At 34.1% G+C, this 19,406-nt stretch carries 17 protein-coding genes; 5 read left to right on the forward strand and 12 right to left on the reverse strand.

Going from position 1 to position 19,406, the window contains the following annotated elements; all coding sequences use genetic code 11:
* Positions 1-7: 7 nt before the first annotated feature.
* The 11 genes from addA to trmL all read right to left on the reverse strand — a co-directional run bounded on the left by addA (position 8) and on the right by trmL (position 15,794).
* Positions 8-3,700, reverse strand: a complete 3,693-nt coding sequence (gene addA / locus I4N53_RS10575; protein ID WP_214496198.1) for a helicase-exonuclease AddAB subunit AddA — start codon at positions 3,698-3,700, stop codon at positions 8-10.
* Positions 3,678-7,139: a helicase-exonuclease AddAB subunit AddB gene (gene addB / locus I4N53_RS10580; RefSeq protein WP_214496199.1), complete on the reverse strand. Its 3,462-nt coding sequence runs from the start codon at positions 7,137-7,139 to the stop codon at positions 3,678-3,680. Before addB ends, addA begins: the two co-directional genes overlap by 23 nt.
* Before the next feature lie 147 nt (positions 7,140-7,286).
* On the reverse strand, positions 7,287-8,015 hold the full coding sequence (locus I4N53_RS10585) for a fumarylacetoacetate hydrolase family protein (protein ID WP_013149723.1): 729 nt from the start codon (positions 8,013-8,015) through the stop codon (positions 7,287-7,289).
* A gap of 126 nt (positions 8,016-8,141) precedes the next feature.
* The gene (locus I4N53_RS10590) at positions 8,142-8,498 is read right to left on the reverse strand and encodes a bacteriohemerythrin (RefSeq protein WP_013149722.1); all 357 of its coding nucleotides are present in this window, start codon (positions 8,496-8,498) and stop codon (positions 8,142-8,144) included.
* Between the two features lies 1 nt (position 8,499).
* Positions 8,500-8,907: a bacteriohemerythrin gene (locus I4N53_RS10595; protein WP_214496200.1), complete on the reverse strand. Its 408-nt coding sequence runs from the start codon at positions 8,905-8,907 to the stop codon at positions 8,500-8,502.
* A 116-nt stretch (positions 8,908-9,023) separates the two neighbouring features.
* Complete coding sequence (locus tag I4N53_RS10600) at positions 9,024-10,199, reverse strand: ABC transporter permease (protein ID WP_214496201.1); 1,176 nt, start codon at positions 10,197-10,199, stop codon at positions 9,024-9,026.
* Complete coding sequence (locus tag I4N53_RS10605) at positions 10,199-10,888, reverse strand: ABC transporter ATP-binding protein (protein ID WP_012994378.1); 690 nt, start codon at positions 10,886-10,888, stop codon at positions 10,199-10,201. The genes I4N53_RS10600 and I4N53_RS10605 overlap by 1 nt, the downstream gene beginning before the upstream one ends.
* An 18-nt stretch (positions 10,889-10,906) precedes the next feature.
* Positions 10,907-12,673, reverse strand: coding sequence for an efflux RND transporter periplasmic adaptor subunit (locus I4N53_RS10610; RefSeq protein ID WP_012994377.1), 1,767 nt, complete (start codon positions 12,671-12,673; stop codon positions 10,907-10,909).
* Between the two features lie 92 nt (positions 12,674-12,765).
* Positions 12,766-14,136, reverse strand: a complete 1,371-nt coding sequence (locus I4N53_RS10615) for an MATE family efflux transporter (RefSeq protein WP_013149717.1) — start codon at positions 14,134-14,136, stop codon at positions 12,766-12,768.
* On the reverse strand, positions 14,137-15,306 hold the full coding sequence (locus I4N53_RS10620) for a DNA polymerase IV (RefSeq protein ID WP_214496202.1): 1,170 nt from the start codon (positions 15,304-15,306) through the stop codon (positions 14,137-14,139). It lies immediately after the preceding gene.
* A 17-nt stretch (positions 15,307-15,323) separates the two neighbouring features.
* Positions 15,324-15,794 (reverse strand): tRNA (uridine(34)/cytosine(34)/5-carboxymethylaminomethyluridine(34)-2'-O)-methyltransferase TrmL, encoded by a 471-nt coding sequence (gene trmL / locus I4N53_RS10625; protein ID WP_214496203.1) that lies wholly within the window; start codon positions 15,792-15,794, stop codon positions 15,324-15,326.
* A 182-nt stretch (positions 15,795-15,976) separates the two neighbouring features.
* Between trmL and nikR the strand changes: the two genes are divergently transcribed.
* Genes nikR through I4N53_RS10650 form a run of 5 tightly spaced genes read left to right on the forward strand, consistent with a single transcriptional unit; the run spans position 15,977 to position 18,961 of the window.
* Entirely contained in the window at positions 15,977-16,393 is a 417-nt protein-coding gene (gene nikR, locus I4N53_RS10630) for a nickel-responsive transcriptional regulator NikR (RefSeq protein WP_342897059.1), read from the forward strand.
* A 13-nt stretch (positions 16,394-16,406) separates the two neighbouring features.
* Positions 16,407-17,099 (forward strand): cobalt transporter CbiM, encoded by a 693-nt coding sequence (gene cbiM, locus I4N53_RS10635; protein ID WP_214496204.1) that lies wholly within the window; start codon positions 16,407-16,409, stop codon positions 17,097-17,099.
* The gene (locus I4N53_RS10640) at positions 17,096-17,413 is read left to right on the forward strand and encodes a PDGLE domain-containing protein (protein WP_012994371.1); all 318 of its coding nucleotides are present in this window, start codon (positions 17,096-17,098) and stop codon (positions 17,411-17,413) included. Before cbiM ends, I4N53_RS10640 begins: the two co-directional genes overlap by 4 nt.
* Positions 17,406-18,221, forward strand: coding sequence for a cobalt ECF transporter T component CbiQ (cbiQ, locus tag I4N53_RS10645; protein WP_214496205.1), 816 nt, complete (start codon positions 17,406-17,408; stop codon positions 18,219-18,221). The genes I4N53_RS10640 and cbiQ overlap by 8 nt, the downstream gene beginning before the upstream one ends.
* A gap of 11 nt (positions 18,222-18,232) precedes the next feature.
* On the forward strand, positions 18,233-18,961 hold the full coding sequence (locus tag I4N53_RS10650) for an energy-coupling factor ABC transporter ATP-binding protein (protein ID WP_214496206.1): 729 nt from the start codon (positions 18,233-18,235) through the stop codon (positions 18,959-18,961).
* Positions 18,962-19,056: 95 nt separating this feature from the next.
* Here I4N53_RS10650 and I4N53_RS10655 read toward each other — a convergent pair whose 3' ends face one another.
* The gene (locus I4N53_RS10655; RefSeq protein WP_214496207.1) at positions 19,057-19,404 is read right to left on the reverse strand and encodes a nucleotidyltransferase domain-containing protein; all 348 of its coding nucleotides are present in this window, start codon (positions 19,402-19,404) and stop codon (positions 19,057-19,059) included.
* Positions 19,405-19,406: the final 2 nt, after the last annotated feature.

The raw sequence follows: 19,406 nt of genomic DNA on the forward strand, positions 1-19,406 counted from the left end.
ATCACCCTTAATATTTCAGAATCTTTCCATTGAAAAACAAATAAATATATTTCTCTTTAACCTTTTTACCAGTAATCTTTTCTAAGGCTTTTCCATAAAGTTCTATTTGCACTTTGTACTTTTCTTTTGTCGCCTCTAAGGTTTCCTCTGTAACATAATCCGTCTTGTAATCAACAAGCACTATTTCCCCTTCTTCTTCAAAAAAGCAGTCAACAATGCCTTGAACAGCAATGAACTCATTTTCATAGTCCTCAGGCAAATCTTTGTAAACTTCTGTACTTTTAAGCTTTATGTGGAAAGGCACTTCCCTTCTCACATTTTGAGAATTCAGCATCCTCATTCCAAGAGGAGTTTTAAAAAACGCTTCAATCTTCTTTACGTCAACTTCCTTAGCCTGTGCCTCTGTCAAAATCTCTCTATCCACCATATTTTTAATTTGCTTTTTTATACCCTCTGCAGTCAAATCCCCATTTAAATCTAATTTTTGCATAACGAGGTGCATAACTACCCCTTTTTCTACAGCAGTGAGCCCTTTTCTTTCCTCCAAAAAAGCAGGAGTTTTAAGAACTGTTTTTTCAAATATTGAAGTAGTATCCTCATCTATTACTTCCTCATTTAAAATTCTTTTAATCTCTGTGACAGAAAGCTTTGCAGGCAAGTGACAGGCCTTTTCATAAGGATACACGTAATTTAAACGCCTTGCTACTTCATCATAAAATTCACTGCTGGGGCTATTTAAATCTATATCTTTAAGCTTTTCTAAGAAACTTGTTTCTTCTTCAGCTTTTTCTTTATCGATAATTACATCTTTTTTATCCCAAATTCTTACCTGCCACTGAGAACGATCCTCTTCCAAAGCAGCACATTGTACATGTGCAAAATCTCTCAAAGGTTTTAAATCAGGATGCTTTATGACAGCAGGCCCTATCCAGTCTATATAACTTTTGCCTTTTAAAACTTCATACTCAGGCACTTTACTTCCCAACATAGCAATATTGCACCATTTTTTCACTTTTTCCTTTATGTCTTTGACACTTCCAACTAATATTAACTTTTCTTTTGCCCTTGTCAAAGCAACGTACAAAACCCTCATCTCTTCAGAAAGGCTTTCTAACTTTATTTTGTTTTTTATTGCCTCTTTCACAATGCTGGGATACGATATTCTTCTTTTGAAGTCCACAAACTCAGGGCCTAATCCTAATAAATGATGGTACAATACGCTTTGACTCAAATCCTTTAAATTAAACTGTTTACCTAACCCTGCCACTATAACTACTGGGAATTCAAGACCTTTACTTTTGTGTATACTCATTATCCTGACCACATTTTCATTTTCTCCTACTATTTTAGCACTTCCCATATCGCCACTGCTGCCTTTTAGCCGAGTTACAAAATTAATAAAATTAAACAATCCTTTGAAACTTGTTTCCTCGTACTGCTTTGCCCTTTCAAACAAAATCCTCAAGTTTGCCTGCCTCTGCACTCCTTGAGGCATTGCCCCTACATAGGCATAATAACCAGTGTCTTGATATAAATACCACAAAAACTCATCTACCGGCATATAAATGGCTTTTTCTTGCCATTTTTTTAAAGATTTCAAGAAGAACACAATTTTCTGTCCTAATTCATCCTGCCTTTGGGCTGCCTTTTTAAGAGCTTCATATATGGTCTTATTAGGCTCTTCTAACCTTATGTCAATTAGCTCTTCAGGAGTAAAGGAAAAAATAGGAGACCTCAAGACTGCCAACAAGGGAATATCTTGCATTGGATTGTCTATCACCTGAAGGAGGGATATTATAGTCTTTATCTCTGTTGTTTCAAAGTATCCCGTTCCTGTGTCCGCAAAAGCAGGAATACCGGCATTTATAAGTTCCTCTAAAAATACAGGTGCCCATCTTTCTGTAGCCCTCAAGAGTATTACTATATCCCTATACTCAACAGGCCTGTAATTTTTGAGGTTTTTATCATAAACCATAAAGATGCCTCTTTCGCTTTGGTTGACTAATTCTTTTATCCTTTGAGATACAACCCTTGCTTCTCCTTGTATGTTATCAATAACCTCTTCCTCTTCTTCCTCATAAGCCTCTACTTCTTCCTCCTCAGGGATTTCATCATTTTTCTCTATTAAATGTATTTCTACAGGTCCACCTACAATGGCACCAAGAGGAGGTGTTCCAAAATCTGCTCCATAGTTTAACTTTTCTTCATCCGTATAATCTATCTCCCCTACATTCTTAGACATTATCTTTTTGAAAATGAAATTTACCGCATCTATGATTTGGGATCTGCTTCTGAAATTTTTATAAAGCAGTATCTTTTTATTTTTATCTTCCTCTTTTGAAGAATAAGTATTGTATTTTTCAAAAAATATATACGGATTTGCTTGCCTAAACCTGTATATGCTCTGTTTTACATCCCCTACCATAAACCTGTTAGGTGTATCTTCTCGGGCTATAGTGCTTAGTATAACTTCCTGTATTAAATTAGAGTCTTGATATTCATCTACAAAAATCTCTTGAAATTTTTCTCTATACATCAAAGCTACCTCTGAAGGCTTCATTTTACCCTTTTCATCGACTTCTGTCAAAATTTTTAGTGCGAAATGTTCAATGTCATTAAAGTCTATAATGCCTTTTTCCCTTTTTTTATCAGCATATTTTTTATCAAAAAGTAAAATCAAATCCACCAAAGCCTTCATGATAGGGTACAAAACTTTAATTTCTTCTTCAATCTTTTCTATGTCATCTGAAAAAAACTTATTTCTTATCTCTTTAATTTTAGCTTTAACCTCATTCCTTATTTTTGTCACTTCTTCTTTTACTTTAGGGTCTGCATCTTTACCTGCTCTGGGAAGTCTATCAAATTTTATGGCATTTATCTGTTTTCTAAATTCCTCCCAATTTTCACAGTCTAGAAGTTTTTCCAAGTTTCCCGCCTCTATTTCAAAATTATCAAGATAGCTTTGGAGCCCAATTTCAGCATGAAGCTTATCAATTGCCACATACATTCCATTTAAAAGTCCCGATATTTCTACTTTTAAACTGTCTAAGATGACTTGTGCCCATTGAGACTTTTCAAAATTAAAATCTTCCTTCACTTCAAAATTTAATAGCATCTCCATAAGCCATTTTTCAGGCCATGGAAGTGACTTTACAAAATTATATAATCTTAAAAGAACATCCACAAGAGGTTTATCGTCTCTTGTGCCTCCATAACTTTCAATCAACATCAAAAAATCCTGATTATCTTCTTTTTGATACAATTCCTCAAAAAGCTCTTCTGCCGCCTCTAATTTTAAAAGCAAAGTCTCTGTTTCATCCCCTATTCTAAAGTTAGGGTCTAAATCTACGAGAAAAAAGTTATTTCTCACAACCTCTAAGCAGAAGGAGTGAATTGTAGTGATTGTAGCTTTGTTAAGTAATGTTAGCTGATTACTAAGCCGCCTATCTTCCGGATTTTGGTCTAACTTAGAAATCAGCGCATCTGCTATTCTTTCTCTCATTTCAGAGGCAGCAGCATTTGTAAAAGTCACTACCAACAATCTATCAATATCTACAGGATTTTCTTTGTCTGTAATAAGTCTTATAATTCTTTCAACCAAAACGGCTGTTTTGCCAGAACCTGCACCAGCAGCAACTAATAGGTTATTTCCCCTTGTATTTATAGCTAACTGCTGTTCATGAGTCCACGTAGTCTCCATCTGTTTTCACTTCCTGTTCTAACATACTCCATATTTCTTCAACATCTTTAGTCTTTATAACCCTGTAATCATTATCTTTAAAATTCTTCTCAAATTGGCAGATAGAAGAGTAAGGGCAATATTTGCAAGGAGTTTCTTTATCTTTTTTATAAGGAGAAATTGAGATGTTCCCTTCCAGCATTTCTTCAGTCAATCGCTGTATAGTTTTTTTAACATGTTTTCTCAATAATTCAAACTGCTCTTTTGTAGCTCCTTTGGTGTTTTTGCCTATGCTCCCGTCTTTATTGATTGTTGCTGGAATTATATAAGAAGTGCCTTCAATTGATTTGTCCATCTCTTTTATAATTTGCTCATCTTTTAAAACAAGCCCTTCTAGTCTTAATCTTTTAAAAATCTCTTTTTGCAGATCTTCATCCGACATATCCTTATCTGCCTTTATAATCGGGTAATCTATTTTAAAGTAAAACACACCAGCCGGATTCAAAGTCGTACCCTCTTTTATTGCGCTTTCCAATATGGCATCCAAATATATCAAAAGTTGAAGCTCTAAACCATAGAAAACATCAGAAAGGTCTAAAGTTTTGTTGCCAGACTTGTAATCTATTATTCTTATATAAGCTTCATCCTCTTTTTTAAATATGTCAATTCTGTCTATCCGCCCTATGAGATTTATCTCTTCACCATTTGATAGTTCAATCTTTATAGGAGGATACTTTTGATTATCACCAAAAGCAACTTCATGGTCAACAGGTTTAAAAGAACTCCTCTTGATATGCTCAGATACAATCCAAACCGCATTAGAAAGTATTCTTTTTAATCTTTCAGCAAGAAACTTATACCTAGGACTGCTGTTTAAAATATAACCTGGTATTTTTTGTATCATATCATCAACAATTATTGATACGGCTTCATCACACCACTCTTTATCAACCTCTTGCCATGTAAGTTCTTCTTCCTCCAACGCTTTTGAAAATCTATCGAGGATATTGTGCATAAATATTCCTAAATCAGGTGGCTCAAAACTATATATTTTTCTTTCTCTTGCTTTAAGTCCGTATTGGACAAAATAGGCAAAAGGACAAGCTGCGTATTTTTCAAGTCTGGATACGCTAAAACGTAATTTATCCCCGTACAACTTTTTCATCTTATGAGCAGGTACTTTTTCCACCTGATTAGTGTAATAAATACCTTCTAAAGCTCTTGTCAATCTCGGTTTCCAACGATCATTTTTAGCATACCATTTATACACATCCAACCACAGAGGATGTATTTTATCTGTCACATCCCATTTTTTAATCGCAGTTATCATTTCATTAAAAGTAGGTGAAGGTGTTGATACGCGATTTAAATTTTCCTCGGCTGTATCCATTTCTACCACGTTGCTAAATTGTTTTATTTTTGGAAAAATCTTTTTTAAACGGGAAATTATTATGGAAGGTCTCATGCTTTTGCCTTCATGGTCAGCAATAGGATAACTTATCCTTAAAAATTTGCTTGTGGAAGTTAAAGCAGTGTAGACTAAAAATTGCTCTTCAAAAACTTTAGTCTTTGTATCATTGTCTAACTCCACATCGTGAGAAGTTAAAATTTCTCTATCTTCATCTGTAAGAATTCTCTCATCAAAATGGGAAGCAGGAAATATACCGTCATTTACACCGATTATGTAAAGTGCTTTTGCATTGTGGCTTTTCATCCTATCAACGCTAGTAACCAGCACTTCATCAAGGGCAGGAGGAATAGTCCCAATTTGGTATTCGTCAAATCCTATGCTGAGTATCTTCGCAAACTGTTCTACTGTAACTTTCTCTCCCCCTATCACTTCTACCAATTGATCTAAAACATCTACAACAATATCCCAAACCTGTGCGTATTGATTTGCTGTATCATATTCCTTTTCTTCTTTGAATTTTTCAATCAATTTCTGAATCTTTTGAGGCAACCCCATCTCAACGAGAAAATCGTATAAAGTACCACAAGCTTCTCTAACATTTTTTGATTTGGAAAACTTTTTATAAAAACCCTGCAATGGAATTGTAATTTTCTCTTTTATCTCATTTACTTTTTCTATTATCTCTTTTTCCTCTTCCTCCATTGTCAATCTGTCGAATCTGTAATCTAGCCTATAATTCCAAGCCTCCTCTTTCCATTTATCTCCCTTTATGCCATTGGCAAGTACATAATTTTCAATAAGGCTTATGTCCTCTATTTCTAAATTTGCAAAACCTGTCTTTAAGTACCTAAAAACAGATTCATAAGACCATCTCTTTAAATGAATGTCAAAAAGGGAGGTTATAAAAACAATGATGGGATTATTTTTTATTTCTATCTTTAGGTCTATAAAGTAAGGAATTCCATATTGAGAAAATATAGCTTTAACAAGTTTATGATATCTATTTAAATCGCGAGCAGCTACCACAATCTCAGAGTACCTAAGTCCTTTATCTCTCACCAGTCTTATGATATCTCTCGCAGTTTCTTCAACTTCACTATATACGTTGACAGCTTTAAAAAGACTTATATCCTTTGTCTCACTTGGATATACTTTGTAAGGATAGGAAAAAAAGTGTTTTTCTAGAAAGCTTAGCTCTTCACTTTCTCTGAATCTTTTAGGTGTTCCTCCATTTAAATCCACCGGTTTTCCATAAGATATATTATTTCTCTGACATATTTCCAAAAGCTTATCTTCTGTTTTTTTAGTAGTGTAAAAAAGGTCTGTAGTATCAATTTCAGAGAAATTGCAAGATGTGTCCATACAAAGAGTTACATTTACTCTTGAAGCTTTCTTTAAAAGCTTTTCTATCACCCTATACTGCTTTGGCGTAAAACCTGTAAAACCGTCTATCCAAAATTCAGCACCTTCAAACTGAGAAGAATATTCCAGTTTCTCTGCTAAAAGAGCCAACTCATCCTCTTGGTCTATATAATTTTGGTGTAAACTCTCTTCAAATTTAGAATATATTAAACTTATGTCCCTCAGTTTTTCTCTCAATCCCAAATAATCTATTGTTTCAGCTATCTCTAGCAACTTATCAGGGGACACTTCAAATCTTTTAAGCTCTGTTATAGTTTCTGAAATTTTTTTGATAAAACCCTGCTGCTTGGAGGCTTGAGAATAAATTTTTAAGTCTTCTTGCGCGTCTTCCATTATTTTGTAAATAAGCATTGACCTTCCGCATGATGTCAGGTGTTGATGAGTGAGACCCCCTACCTCTGTAAATACCCTGTTTGCCAAAGTTTTAAAACTTAAAACTTGCGCCCTTATCTTCTCATCTTTTTCAATTGTATCTAAAAGATATTTTTCTGCCTCAAAAGTAAACTGCTCAGGAACAAAAAGTATGAGGGGATGGGATTTTCCATCACTTAATTTTCTTTTTATATCATTAAGGCAAAAGCTAGTCTTGCCTGTACCTGCTCTTCCATATATAAACCTTATGCTCATATCGTCCACCTCTATAAGTGAAAAGACATCTATATAAATGTTACCACATTATTGAGATTTGGTGAAGAGATTCAGGCTTTATTTGGCATCCAATACTTGACATCACAATATTGTCAGCAGCCGAAATAAGCCCTGTCGCAACCATCTTTATTTTACTCTGTTTGTCAGTTTGCCTATCCCCTCTATTTCAATAGTTACGATATCTCCAGATTTTAATGGCCCGACGCCAGAAGGTGTTCCCGTCAATATAACATCACCGGGATTTAAAGTCATGATGTGGGATATAAAACTTATAAGTTTTGGAACGTTAAATATAAGGTGTTTGGTATTGCTTTTTTGCTTTACTTCACCATTCACATATGTAGTTATGTCCAAAGAAGATGGGTCTAAGTCTGTCTCAATCCAAGGGCCTATGGGCAAAAAGGTGTCAAAAGACTTCGCTCTTGTCCATTGACCATCTTTTGCCTGCAAATCCCTTGCAGTAACATCGTTAGCTATTGTATATCCAAGGACATAATCTAATGCATCTTTTTCAGATACATTTTTTGCCTTCTTGCCAATGACAACAGCCAATTCCCCCTCATAGTCAACCCTTTCGGACATCTCCGGAAGGACTATAAAATCATCAGAGCCTATAACTGCCGTTGAAGGTTTTATGAATAATGTCGGCTCCGCCGGCTCTTTGTCACCCATTTCCTCTATATGGTCCCTATAATTTAGCCCTACACATATAGCTTTTGTAGGCAGGCAAGGAGGCAAAAGCTTTACTTCCTCCAAGTTGTAAGAATCAAAGCCTTCACTTTCAAATGTAATGACTTTATCCCCTTTAATTATTCCATATTTATTTGGCACCTTGTCTATTCTCACAAGTCTCACAATAAAACCCCCTAAATCTTAGATTTAAAAATATTTTACCATATAATTTTATGATTAAAAAATAGCCTGCATTTACAGGCTCAACTACATTTGGTTTTTTATGTACTCTCCTAATTTTTTATCTACTTAGCTTATGTGATTTAGCACCCAATCTACTAAAGTCCTATTAACAGTCATCAAATTAGTGAGTGTAGGACCTTCTTTTTTTATTTTTTCATCCAGTTCATTGACTTCTTTAATAAAATTGTCATGAATTCGTTTATGTATTTCATACTCAGGATATTTATACTTTTTCATCAGCTCCTGTTCGGCGCCAAAATGTGTTACAGTATACTCTTTTACAAATTCCATTGCTTCCCTAACTTTTTCCTTGCCTCTTTTTTGATTGTATGCCTCTAAAAGGTCATTGATTCTCCTGATCCACTCCTTGTGCTGTTCATCAATGTAATCATTTCCTACAGACAAAGACTCTGTCCACTTCATTTTAAAAACCCCCTTTTAACTTTTTCATGTGTTCTCCTACCTTTTTGTCTTCTTTGCTTATGTGATTTATAAACCAATCCACCAACGTTTTATTGACAAGCATTATAATTGATAAATTTATGCCCTCTTTTTTTATTTTTTCGTCCAATTCTTCTACTTTTTTAATGAAATCTTCATGAATTTTTTTGTGATCTTCATAGGAAGGGTATTGATATTTTTTCATGAGGTCTTCTTCAGCGCTAAAATGTTCTATAGTATAATCTTTTAAAAACTTCATCACTTCTTCAATTTTTTCTTTGCCTTTTTTCTGGTTGCAAGCCTCCAAAACATCATTTACTTTTTTTATTAACTCTTTATGTTGACTGTCAATGAGTTCATTTCCAACTGATAAAGATTCAGTCCACTTCAACACCCTTACCTCCCACCTTTATCATTAACTACATTGTAAACTTTTATCGACAAAAAAGCAATATTAAAAAGGACAAACTCCTAAGAAAAACTAAGAAGTTTGTCCTTTTTTGTATTTTATTCGTATCTTAGAGCTTCAATTGGATTTAAATTTGCTGCTTTGTTTGCAGGATATACGCCAAAGAACAATCCCACAATCACTGAAAAGGAAAAGGATATTAATACTGTAGAGAGAGAAGGCTTAGCATTTATATTCATAGCTGAGCCTAATATCATCGACAATACGTATCCTCCTATAATTCCCACTATTCCTCCTAATCCGCTTAAAGTTAATGACTCAACTATAAACTGAAGTAATATATCTTTTTTTTTGGCTCCTAATGCTTTTCTTATCCCTATCTCTCTCGTCCTTTCAGTAACAGATACAAGCATTATATTCATTATGCCTATTCCACCAACTAAAAGAGAAATTCCTGCAATCCCGCCAAGTAGTAAGCTCAATGTGTTAGTAACACTATTTACTGTAGATAAAATTTCTGATTGGTCCATTATTCTAAAGGCATCTGTATCGCCTTTAAATATAGTTAGCAGTTTGCTGGTTATTTCGTTTTTAGCGAGTTCAACCGTATTTGGGCTTGTAGCTTCTATATATATTTGTGTTATGTCTTTATTTTTTGCAAAGTAGAACATTGTTTTAAGGGGTATAAATATTGAATCATCATCAGAACCTGCAATTGAAGAACCTTTTTGGGACAAAATACCTACTACCGTGAAGTTTTGGCCATTTAATTTTATAGTCTTACCAAGAGGGTCAGTAAAGCCAAAAAGCTCGCTCGCTACATTGCTGCCAAGAACTGCTACTTTGTTCCTCCCTTCATCATCCATTGGCAAAATAAACCTGCCAACTGCTATTTCTATGTTTCTTATAGACTGATAATCTCCATTAACCCCATTTACTGTTGTGTTGTCCACTGAATTATCTCCGTACATAGCCGTTACACTGGTAGATATGACTGGAGATATAGCAGCTATATGGTTTGAGTCTCCTAAAGCAATAGCTTGGTCATAAGTTAAAGAGCTTTCTCTTCCTCTTCCTCTTATGTTTACCATTATAAGGTTTGAACCCATACTTTGTATCTGAGAAGTAACACTTCTTGTAGAGCCTTGGCCTATACTTACTAAGGCTATAACAGCTGTGACACCTATTATAATCCCCAACATGGTGAGAAAGGATCTCATTTTGTTACTTAAAACACTACGTAGAGCTATCTTTACAACTTGAACATATCTCACTATGGTAACACCTCGTTTTCTAGAATGTGCCCATCTTTTATTCTTATTATTCTTTTTGCCTGTGCAGCTATATTAGGGTCATGAGTTATGAGTACTACTGTATTCCCGTTCTCATTCAACTCCTTTATTATTTTCATTATCTCACTACCATTTTTTGAATCTAAGTTTCCCGTTGGTTCATCTGCTAGTATGAGAGGAGGGTCATTTGCAAGTGCTCTTGCTATCGCAACTCTTTGCTGCTGTCCTCCTGATAATTGATTCGGTCGATGATGCATTCTTTCTTTAAGTCCTACCATTTCTAAGAGCATTTCAGCTCTTTCTCGCCTTTCTTTTGCAGGAACACCTTTATATATCATAGGTAATTCTACATTTTCTAAAGCTGTCATTTTTTGAAGTAAATTGAAATTTTGAAAAACGAATCCTATTTCTCTACACCTTAAATCTGCTAATTCATTGTCAGAAAGTTTGCTTGTATCTATGCCATTTAGAAAGTATTCTCCAGAAGTTTTTACATCTAGACAACCAAGTATATTCATTAGAGTTGTTTTACCTGAACCCGATTGTCCCACAATTGATACAAATTCTCCTTTTTCAATGTCAAAACTTATACCATCTAAAGCTTTTACCTCGTTTTCGCCCATTTTATAAATTTTTGTTAAATTTCTTACTTTTATTAAAACGTTACTCATTATTTACCCCCTTGTGAACTACTTTGAAGATGTTCCACTACTTCTACTGCCACTTTGACTTGGCTTATTTCTAGGTGGATTCGCTCCTGGTACAGGTCCACCGCCAGGTCCACCCATTATTCCAAAACCAGCTCGTTGCGAGTTAGTATTTGTAGAAGAACTAGTTGTAGGGATTAAAACTTTGTCTCCTTCTTCTAATCCACTTGTGATTTCTATATAACTGTCATTGTAAATTCCTGTTTCGATAAACCTGATGTTATTTTCCAACGAGGTTTTAGTAGTATTATCTTTATTTTTTTGATTCTTTAAATCATCTGTATATAATATTACATATTTTTTATCATCATTAGTTTGTACAGCTTGTAATGGAAGAAGCAAGACATTTTCTTTTTCAGCTACAATAATAGATATATTTACAGACATTCCTAACATCAAATCACTGTTTGAATCAAGTTCAATAGTTACAGTGTATGAAGAAACACCATTTTCAACAGTGGGAAGCTGAGATATTGCTGTAACAGTACCCGTGAAAGTTTTACCTGGCAAGTCGTCTGTTGTAATTTCGGCTTTTTGACCTACTTTAATGTTTTTTATGTCTGCTTCATCTACAGAAAGATTAACTGTATAATTTCCATTACCCACTATTACTGCTGTTTCAGCCTCACTTTCATAATTAGATAATTCACTTACATCTGAAATAGGTACAAAAGTTAACTGACTTGATTGACTGCCATTTGTAGTGCTATCACTAGTTGAACTACCTAATACATCTCCTTCTTCTATATTTTGACTTACTATCTTACCATCTATTGGTGAATAAATCTTTAGATTTTCAAGTTGTTCTAAAAGCTCATTGTAATTATTTTGAGCTTGTGTTAATGCTAATTTGTCATTTTGAATCTGTGTATCACTAATATTATCTGAGGATAATTCTACAAGAAGCGTTCCCTTCTTTACATTTTCTCCTTCTGTTACGTTTATTTTTTCAACAGTACCAGATGTCTTAGCTATTACAGTGACTGTATTTTTAACAGTTAGTGTACTGTCTTCTAATGCTTTTTCTACTCCATTGTCTGTATGTATTGAAACTTGAACTTTCATTCCGTCGCTTAGTGCCCCCGGATTATCAAGCCCAACTGTCACGTAATAATATTCCATAGTATTGTGAGGTACCGCTTGATGAGAAACATATTCGACAGTGCCTGTTATAGTTGTTAAAGAATCATACAAAAATATATCTGCTTTTTGCCCAACTTTAATGTTTTTTATCTGTACCGAATTAAAAGGAACTCTGACAGTCACATGAGAATAATCAGCAATTGTTGCTACTTGAGTTCCTGCACTTACATTTTGCCCCTTTTGTACAAGAATGCTATCTACAATTCCGTCTGAAGGAGAAGTTATTTTTAAATTAGCAATACTCTTATTGTAACTTTCTAAATCGGACTTTAGCTGTTGAGCAGCTAAATCGACGTTTAACTTTGCTTCTTCAATTTGTTGTTTCAAGCTTTCGTTTTCAATTTCGTAAAGCAAATCACCTTTTTTTACTGTATCTCCTTCTTTAAAATATACTTTTTTAACTGTACCATTACCTTTTAGAGTAATTACTCTTACATCATTCGTTATGTTTCCGGTCCCAGTAACCTTCATGGAAATATTACCACGAGTAACTGTAGCATATGAAAACTGTCGAGGTTGTGATGATTTGGCTCTGTTTACAAAATAAAAAGTAACAATGCCACTGATCAAAACAGCAATAATCACATACAAATATTTCTTCTTCATAAATCCACCTCTTCTAAAAAATTGATGTCGTAATTAAGCATATCAAAAAATTGTTATGTAAAAATTAAGAATATGTGATAAATTTGTGTAGTCTACACTTTTATGTACTTCCATCTACCCGCTTTAAACCTATAACTATACATTACTGACCTCACAACAAAGTCGATACATATGCCAATCCAAATTCCATATATTCCTATGCCAAAAACTTTCCCCAAAGTGTAACCAATTGTCACTCTAAAAAGCCATAAGCCAATAAAAGTTGAAAGAACAATATAAGGAATGTCGCCTGCAGCCCTTAATACTCCTGCCATGACATTTAATATAGCAAGCAAAGGTTCTACCACAGCAAAAATCTTTATAATATCAGAAGATATTTTTATTACAACAGGGTCAGTAGTATAAAGCGCTGCAAGCTGTCTTGAAAATATAAACATAAAAAAGCCTATAATAGAAATCACAACAACAGCAATATTTCTTGAAACCTTTGCATATATTTCTGCTAACATCAAACGTTTTGCTCCAAGACTTCTACCCACTAAACTAGTTGCAGCTAAGGAAAAACCAAATATAGGCATAAAAGCAAGGCTATTCGCATTCATACCAATCTGATATACTGCCATCGAAACTGTTCCCATTGTAGAGACAATAATCTGAACTACAAGAAAACCACCTTGCATTATTACTTGTTCCAAAGAAGCTGGTATCCCTACCCGTATAATCCGCATCATCATGTCAAAGTTCAGCCGTATTTTTTCTTTTATGTCAAGATTAATCCTTCTTTTGCCAAAATACAAGATATATAATTGCAAAAAACCTCCTATCGTTCTTGAGATTGTAGCAGAAAGTGCAGAACCTTTTACGCCTAAAGGAGGTACTACATATCCACTATGAAAATGTACTCCAAAAACAAGTATACTGTTTAATAAAAGATTTATGACATTTACTATAGCTGTTATATACATTGGTGTTTTAGTATCCCCAGCTCCTCTTAATGCTCCTGCTATTACAATTTCAACTATCATAAAAGGTATACCTAAAATCACTATTTTATAATATATTAAAGCCAATTTAAAAACATCGGGAGATACACTACCAAAAAAAATTTTAATAAGAGGTACCGCAAAAATATATCCAAGAACAGTAAAACCTATAGAAACAGCAATACTCATAATAAGGGATTGCATAACAGCAACGCGAGCACTTCCCTCATCTTCTTCGCCAATAAGCCTTGCTACAATTACTGTAGATCCAGTAGCAAGGCCTGCAAAAATAGCTTGAAAGAAAAAAATAAGAGAATTAATCATCCCCACAGCTGCAATTGCATTTGTTCCCACACGTCCTACAAATATAGTTGACACCATTCCAACTGTCATTATAAGCATTTGTTCTGTTATAGAAGGCCATGCCAGTTCTATAATTTCTTTCGCAATATTGCGTTTATGCCTTTCTTTAGCTTCCATTTAATCCCTCCATTGTTTCGTTTTATTATTTAAAAGCTCGCTGGCCTTTTTCACTATCTCCTGCCCTATTTTTTTATTTATTTCTCTGGCTATGTTTTCTGCCTTAATAGACTTGACAACACTTTTATCCAAAAACGACAATTGCTCATACTTTACTGCGCTCAAATTAGAAACAGATAGTCCAATCAACCTTATATACTGGTCCAATTTTATATTTTCAATAATTTCGTAGGCTACATTGTATATGTCCTCACTTAATCGTATATATTTATTTAAAGTTTTGCTTTTGGTGTGAATAGCAAAATCTGATGTCTTCATCTTAACAGTAACTGTTCTGGCATAAAGCCCCGCTCTAAACAATTCTTCCGATATTATGTCGGAAAATAATTTCGCATAGTGAAGCAAAAGTTTTTTATCTTTTGTATCTTTTTCTAATGTTTTTTCCTTTCCTATAGATTTAATCTCCCTCATAGTTTCAACAGGCCTCTCATCAATGCCGCGGATCCTTAAATATATCTCCACACCTACTTTACCAAAAATTTCGACAAGATTCTCCTGTGACAGTTTTAAAAGGTCACCTATTGTATTTATTCCCATAGATTTAAGTCTTTCTTCGGATTTTTCCCCTATGCCATAAACTTTGGAAACAGGAAGTGGTTTTAAAATGTCGGGAATCATGTCCTCCGTTATGACCGTAAATCCGTCTGGCTTATTCCAATCAGAAGCAAGTTTCGCAAGAAATTTGTTATAGGAAACTCCTGCAGAAATGGTAAGGCCCGTCGTCTCTTTCACTTTCTTTTTTATTTCCTTGGCAATAACCTCAGGATTTTTGTCAATATCTGTAACATCAAGATAGGCTTCATCTATAGAAACAGGTTCCACCAGAGGAGTTATACTGTACAGGATATCAAAAATTTGTTTTGAGACCTCTTCATATCTTTTTCTCCTTACAGAAAGAAAAATACCGTGTGGACATAGTTTCCTCGCCATGTACATCGGCATTGCAGAATGTATTCCGTACTTTCTTGCCTCATAGGAGCAAGTTGAAACTACTCCTCTCCCCGACAGACCGCCTACAATAACAGGTTTTCCTTTATATTCTGGATTATCATGTTGTTCTACAGATGCAAAAAAAGCATCCATATCAACATGAATAATCTTTCGTTTCATAATCATCCCTCAATTTTTTATTTCATATTAGGAAAACCCAGTTGTCTCAAGGCCTCATACAGTACTATAGCTACAGAGTTGGACAAGTTTAAAGACCTTGTAGATATCACTTCATGCATTGGTATCCGTATACAGTCTTCGTAGTATTTTTCAATCAACCATTTAGGAAGTCCAGCAGTTTCTTTCCCAAAAAGTATATAAGAATTATCTTCATATTTTACTTCATGATAATACTTTTTAGCCTTTGTGGTGGCAAGATAAAACTTTTTCCCTTTGTTTTCTTCAAGAAATTGTTCGAGATTATCGTAAACAGTGAGGTCTAAAAGAGGCCAGTAGTCTAAGCCAGCTCTTTTTACGTATTTTTCGTCTATACTGAAACCTAAAGGTTTTACAAGATGAAGCCTGCTGCCTGTAAGTACACAAGTTCTTGCAATATTCCCTGTGTTTTGTGGTATTTCAGGTTCAACAAGTACTACATTAAGTGGCATGCTCTACCTCCTGTATTGTAACTAACTTTATTTTATTATATCACAAGAGCTTTATAATTAAAAAAAGAGTGAAAAATTTTCCCACTCATAGCGAAGCTTTTAGTTAATTTTTAAATTGACTCGTCCATAAAATAGTGTTATTATTTTTAAGAAGATAACACTATTTTATGGGAGTGATAAGTCTGGAAGAAATAACACGTTTTGGAGTTTCAATGGAATCAAAACTTCTTTATCAATTTGACGAGCTTATAAAGAAAAAAAGCTATAGCAACAGATCTGAAGCCATAAGAGATTTGATAAGAGATTTTATAATAGAAAATCAGTTGGAAGCAGAAAATACGGAGACCATTGGTACAATTACTTATGTTTTTAACCATGAAGTAAGGGAAATAAATGACAAGCTGACAAACATACAACACAAACATTATCAAAACATAATCTCAACAATGCACGTGCACTTGGATAAGCATAACTGTCTCGAAATAATGGTACTAAAAGGTACCGCAAAGGAAATTACAAAAATTGCAGATGAAATTATAAGTACAAAAGGAGTAAAACATGGAAAACTAGTGATGACAACAACGGGTAAAAATTTGTAAGGGGGAATTTTTTATGCACATACCTGAAGGCTATATAAGTCCTCAAACCTGCGCTGTTATGGGTGCTGCTATGGTACCGGTCATTTCAGTTGCAGCAAAAAAAGTCAATGAAAGTTTTGGCAAAAAAGACATATCTACTTTGGCTATAGGGTCTGCTTTTGCATTTACAATAATGATGTTTAACGTACCAATACCAGGTGGTACAACTTCCCATGCCATTGGTGCAACTCTCCTTGCAATAACTTTAGGGCCGTGGGCAGCAAGTATATCTCTTACTATAGCCTTATTTATTCAAGCATTGCTTTTTGGTGACGGAGGAATTTTAGCTTTAGGTGCAAATAGTTTTAATATAGCTTTTATAGCTCCTTTTGTTGGATATGGAATTTATAAACTTATGTTGGCACTTAAGTTAAACAAAGTCATATCATCTGCTATAGGGGGATATGTAGGAATAAATGCTGCTGCTCTTGCTACAGCAATAGAACTTGGACTTCAGCCATTGCTTTTTCATACAGCAAATGGAACACCCCTATATTTTCCCTATGGATTAAACGTAGCAATACCTGCAATGATGTTTGCTCATCTTACTGTAGCTGGTATTGTAGAAGCCATTATAACAGGCCTTGTAGTATATTATTTACAAAAAGCGGATGAGGAAAATATACTGTATAAATTTTCATCCAAGCTTAGAGGTGATAATAGATGAAAAAATTCTACATTGCAGCTATAGTTATAATACTTCTCACCCCTCTCGGGCTTTTAGCTCCTGGTTCGGCATGGGGAGAATGGGGCCTTGATGAAATTAAGAACATGATAGGATATGTACCTGAGGGAATGAATAGATTCTCAGAAGTCATAAAAGCAATATTACCCGATTACAGTATACCAGGATTTGATGCTAATTTCTTCCAACAAGCTTTAGGTTATATTTTTTCAGCAGTCGTAGGAATTGCAGCTATTGTATTGATATTTGCAATATTAGGGAGGATTATGGGAAAACCCCAGAAGAAAAATGGATAACTTTTTAGAAAAGACAATTTTAAGTATACAAAATGCATTTGAAGATATGTTTTATTCTGACACAATTTCTGCTAAAAAAGGTATTATGCAGTCTCTTGATACGAGAATAAAACTCGTCTCCGTTTTTATATTAATCATTATAGTCAACTTTGGAAAGACAATATCTTTTATGACCATATTTCTTATTTATACACTTTTGTTGGCTTATTTTTCTAAAATACCTTTAAAAGCATATGTTATGAGGGTATCAGCAGTCTCAATATTTTTTACAGGTATTGTCCTGATACCTTCACTTTTTAATGTAGTAAAAGAAGGACATCCTTTAGTATATTTCACAAAAAATTTTTACATAACAAAAGAAGGTTTGTATAGTGCCATTATTTTTATGATGAGGTCATTTATATCTTTATCCTTTGTATATATACTAGCACTGTCCACAAAATGGGTAGAAATATTAAAAGGATTGAGGTCTTTTAAGCTCCCCCGCATTTTTACTGCTACACTTGAAATGGCCTTACGTTACATCTTTTTGCTTTTAGAAATTGCTACAAACATGTTTCTCGCAAGAAAAAGTAGAAATGTGGGGAAAAGTAATAGTAGTGAAGGGCGAAAATTTGTCGCTTCTGCTATGGCAAATGTTTTGATAAGGTCTCAACAACTGAGCGATGAAGTTTATAACGCTATGATTTCACGAGGTTATAATGGAGATTACAAAGCACTAACTACTTTTAAAATGGCTTTTTATGATTATATATGGATAGGTTTTAATATAACTTTTTTATTCATCTTGTGGTATATCCACCCATAAGGAGGTTTAAATTGAGCACAGTATTTGAATTAAAAAATGTCTATTACTCTTATAATAAATCAGTTCCTGCTTTAGTTGACATAACTTTTGAAGTAAAAAAAGGAGAAAAATTAATTCTTCTCGGTGCAAATGGCAGTGGAAAATCCACTCTTTTAAAATTGATGGACAATTTAATTTCTCCCGACAGCGGTGAAATATGGGCATTTGGCAAATTGCTTGGCGATAAAAAAACTTTTGATGAATATGAATTTAGAAAAAAAGTGGGTTTTGTGTTTCAAGATTCCGATGTGCAACTTTTCAGCACTACAGTCTTTGACGAAATATCATTTGCTCCTCTTCAAATGGGTTTAGAAAGAAATAAAGTTCAAAAAACCGTAGAAGAAACCCTTAACTCTTTTGGAATTGAAAAGTTAAAAGATAGGCCCCCTCACAGATTAAGCGGCGGAGAAAAGAAAAAAGTCGCATTAGCGTCAGTCATGGTGATAAATCCTGAAGTTTTGCTTCTTGACGAGCCTACAAATGGTCTTGACCCACGGTCAAAAAAGTGGCTTTTGGAAAAATTACAAGAATTGAATAAAAACGGTACTACCATAGTAATCGCAACCCATGACCTTGATATAGCAGCAATGCTTTCAGACAGGATAATAGTATTAAACGAAAGCCACTCCATAGAAGCTATAGGCAAGCCTGATGAAATTCTTAAAGATAAGGAGTTATTGCTTAAAGTTAATCTTATTTAATAAAAATAAGAGTAGGTTTTATCCCCTACTCTATTTTCTCTTCTACAAATTTTATTATTTTTAACGCCTTATTAATTGCTGAAATAGCTTCTTCTTCATTGCTTCTTTTCATATAATACACGCCCTTCATCTAATACTTTTGCTATAAATTTATTTTTCCTATATAATTTTTCAATTTCTTCAGGAGTATAAACCAATATATCCATTGCAACATTTGGCTTTATAGCATCATAAAACACTTGCAATCTTTCCAAAAACGGCAGGTCAGTCTTCCAAATTATCAAAAGGTCTATATCGCTTCTTAAATGTACATCTTCTCTTTTCAATGAACCAAATAATACCACTTTTTCGGGATTTAAAGAAATAATAGAATCAATAGCTTTTTCTAACTCATCTCTCAACACTTTTAATCTTTTTTCTTTTTGAGGCATTATATATGGCATAA

It is taken from the genome of Thermoanaerobacter sp. CM-CNRG TB177, from assembly GCF_018588165.1.
Taxonomy (GTDB): domain Bacteria; phylum Bacillota; class Thermoanaerobacteria; order Thermoanaerobacterales; family Thermoanaerobacteraceae; genus Thermoanaerobacter; species Thermoanaerobacter thermocopriae.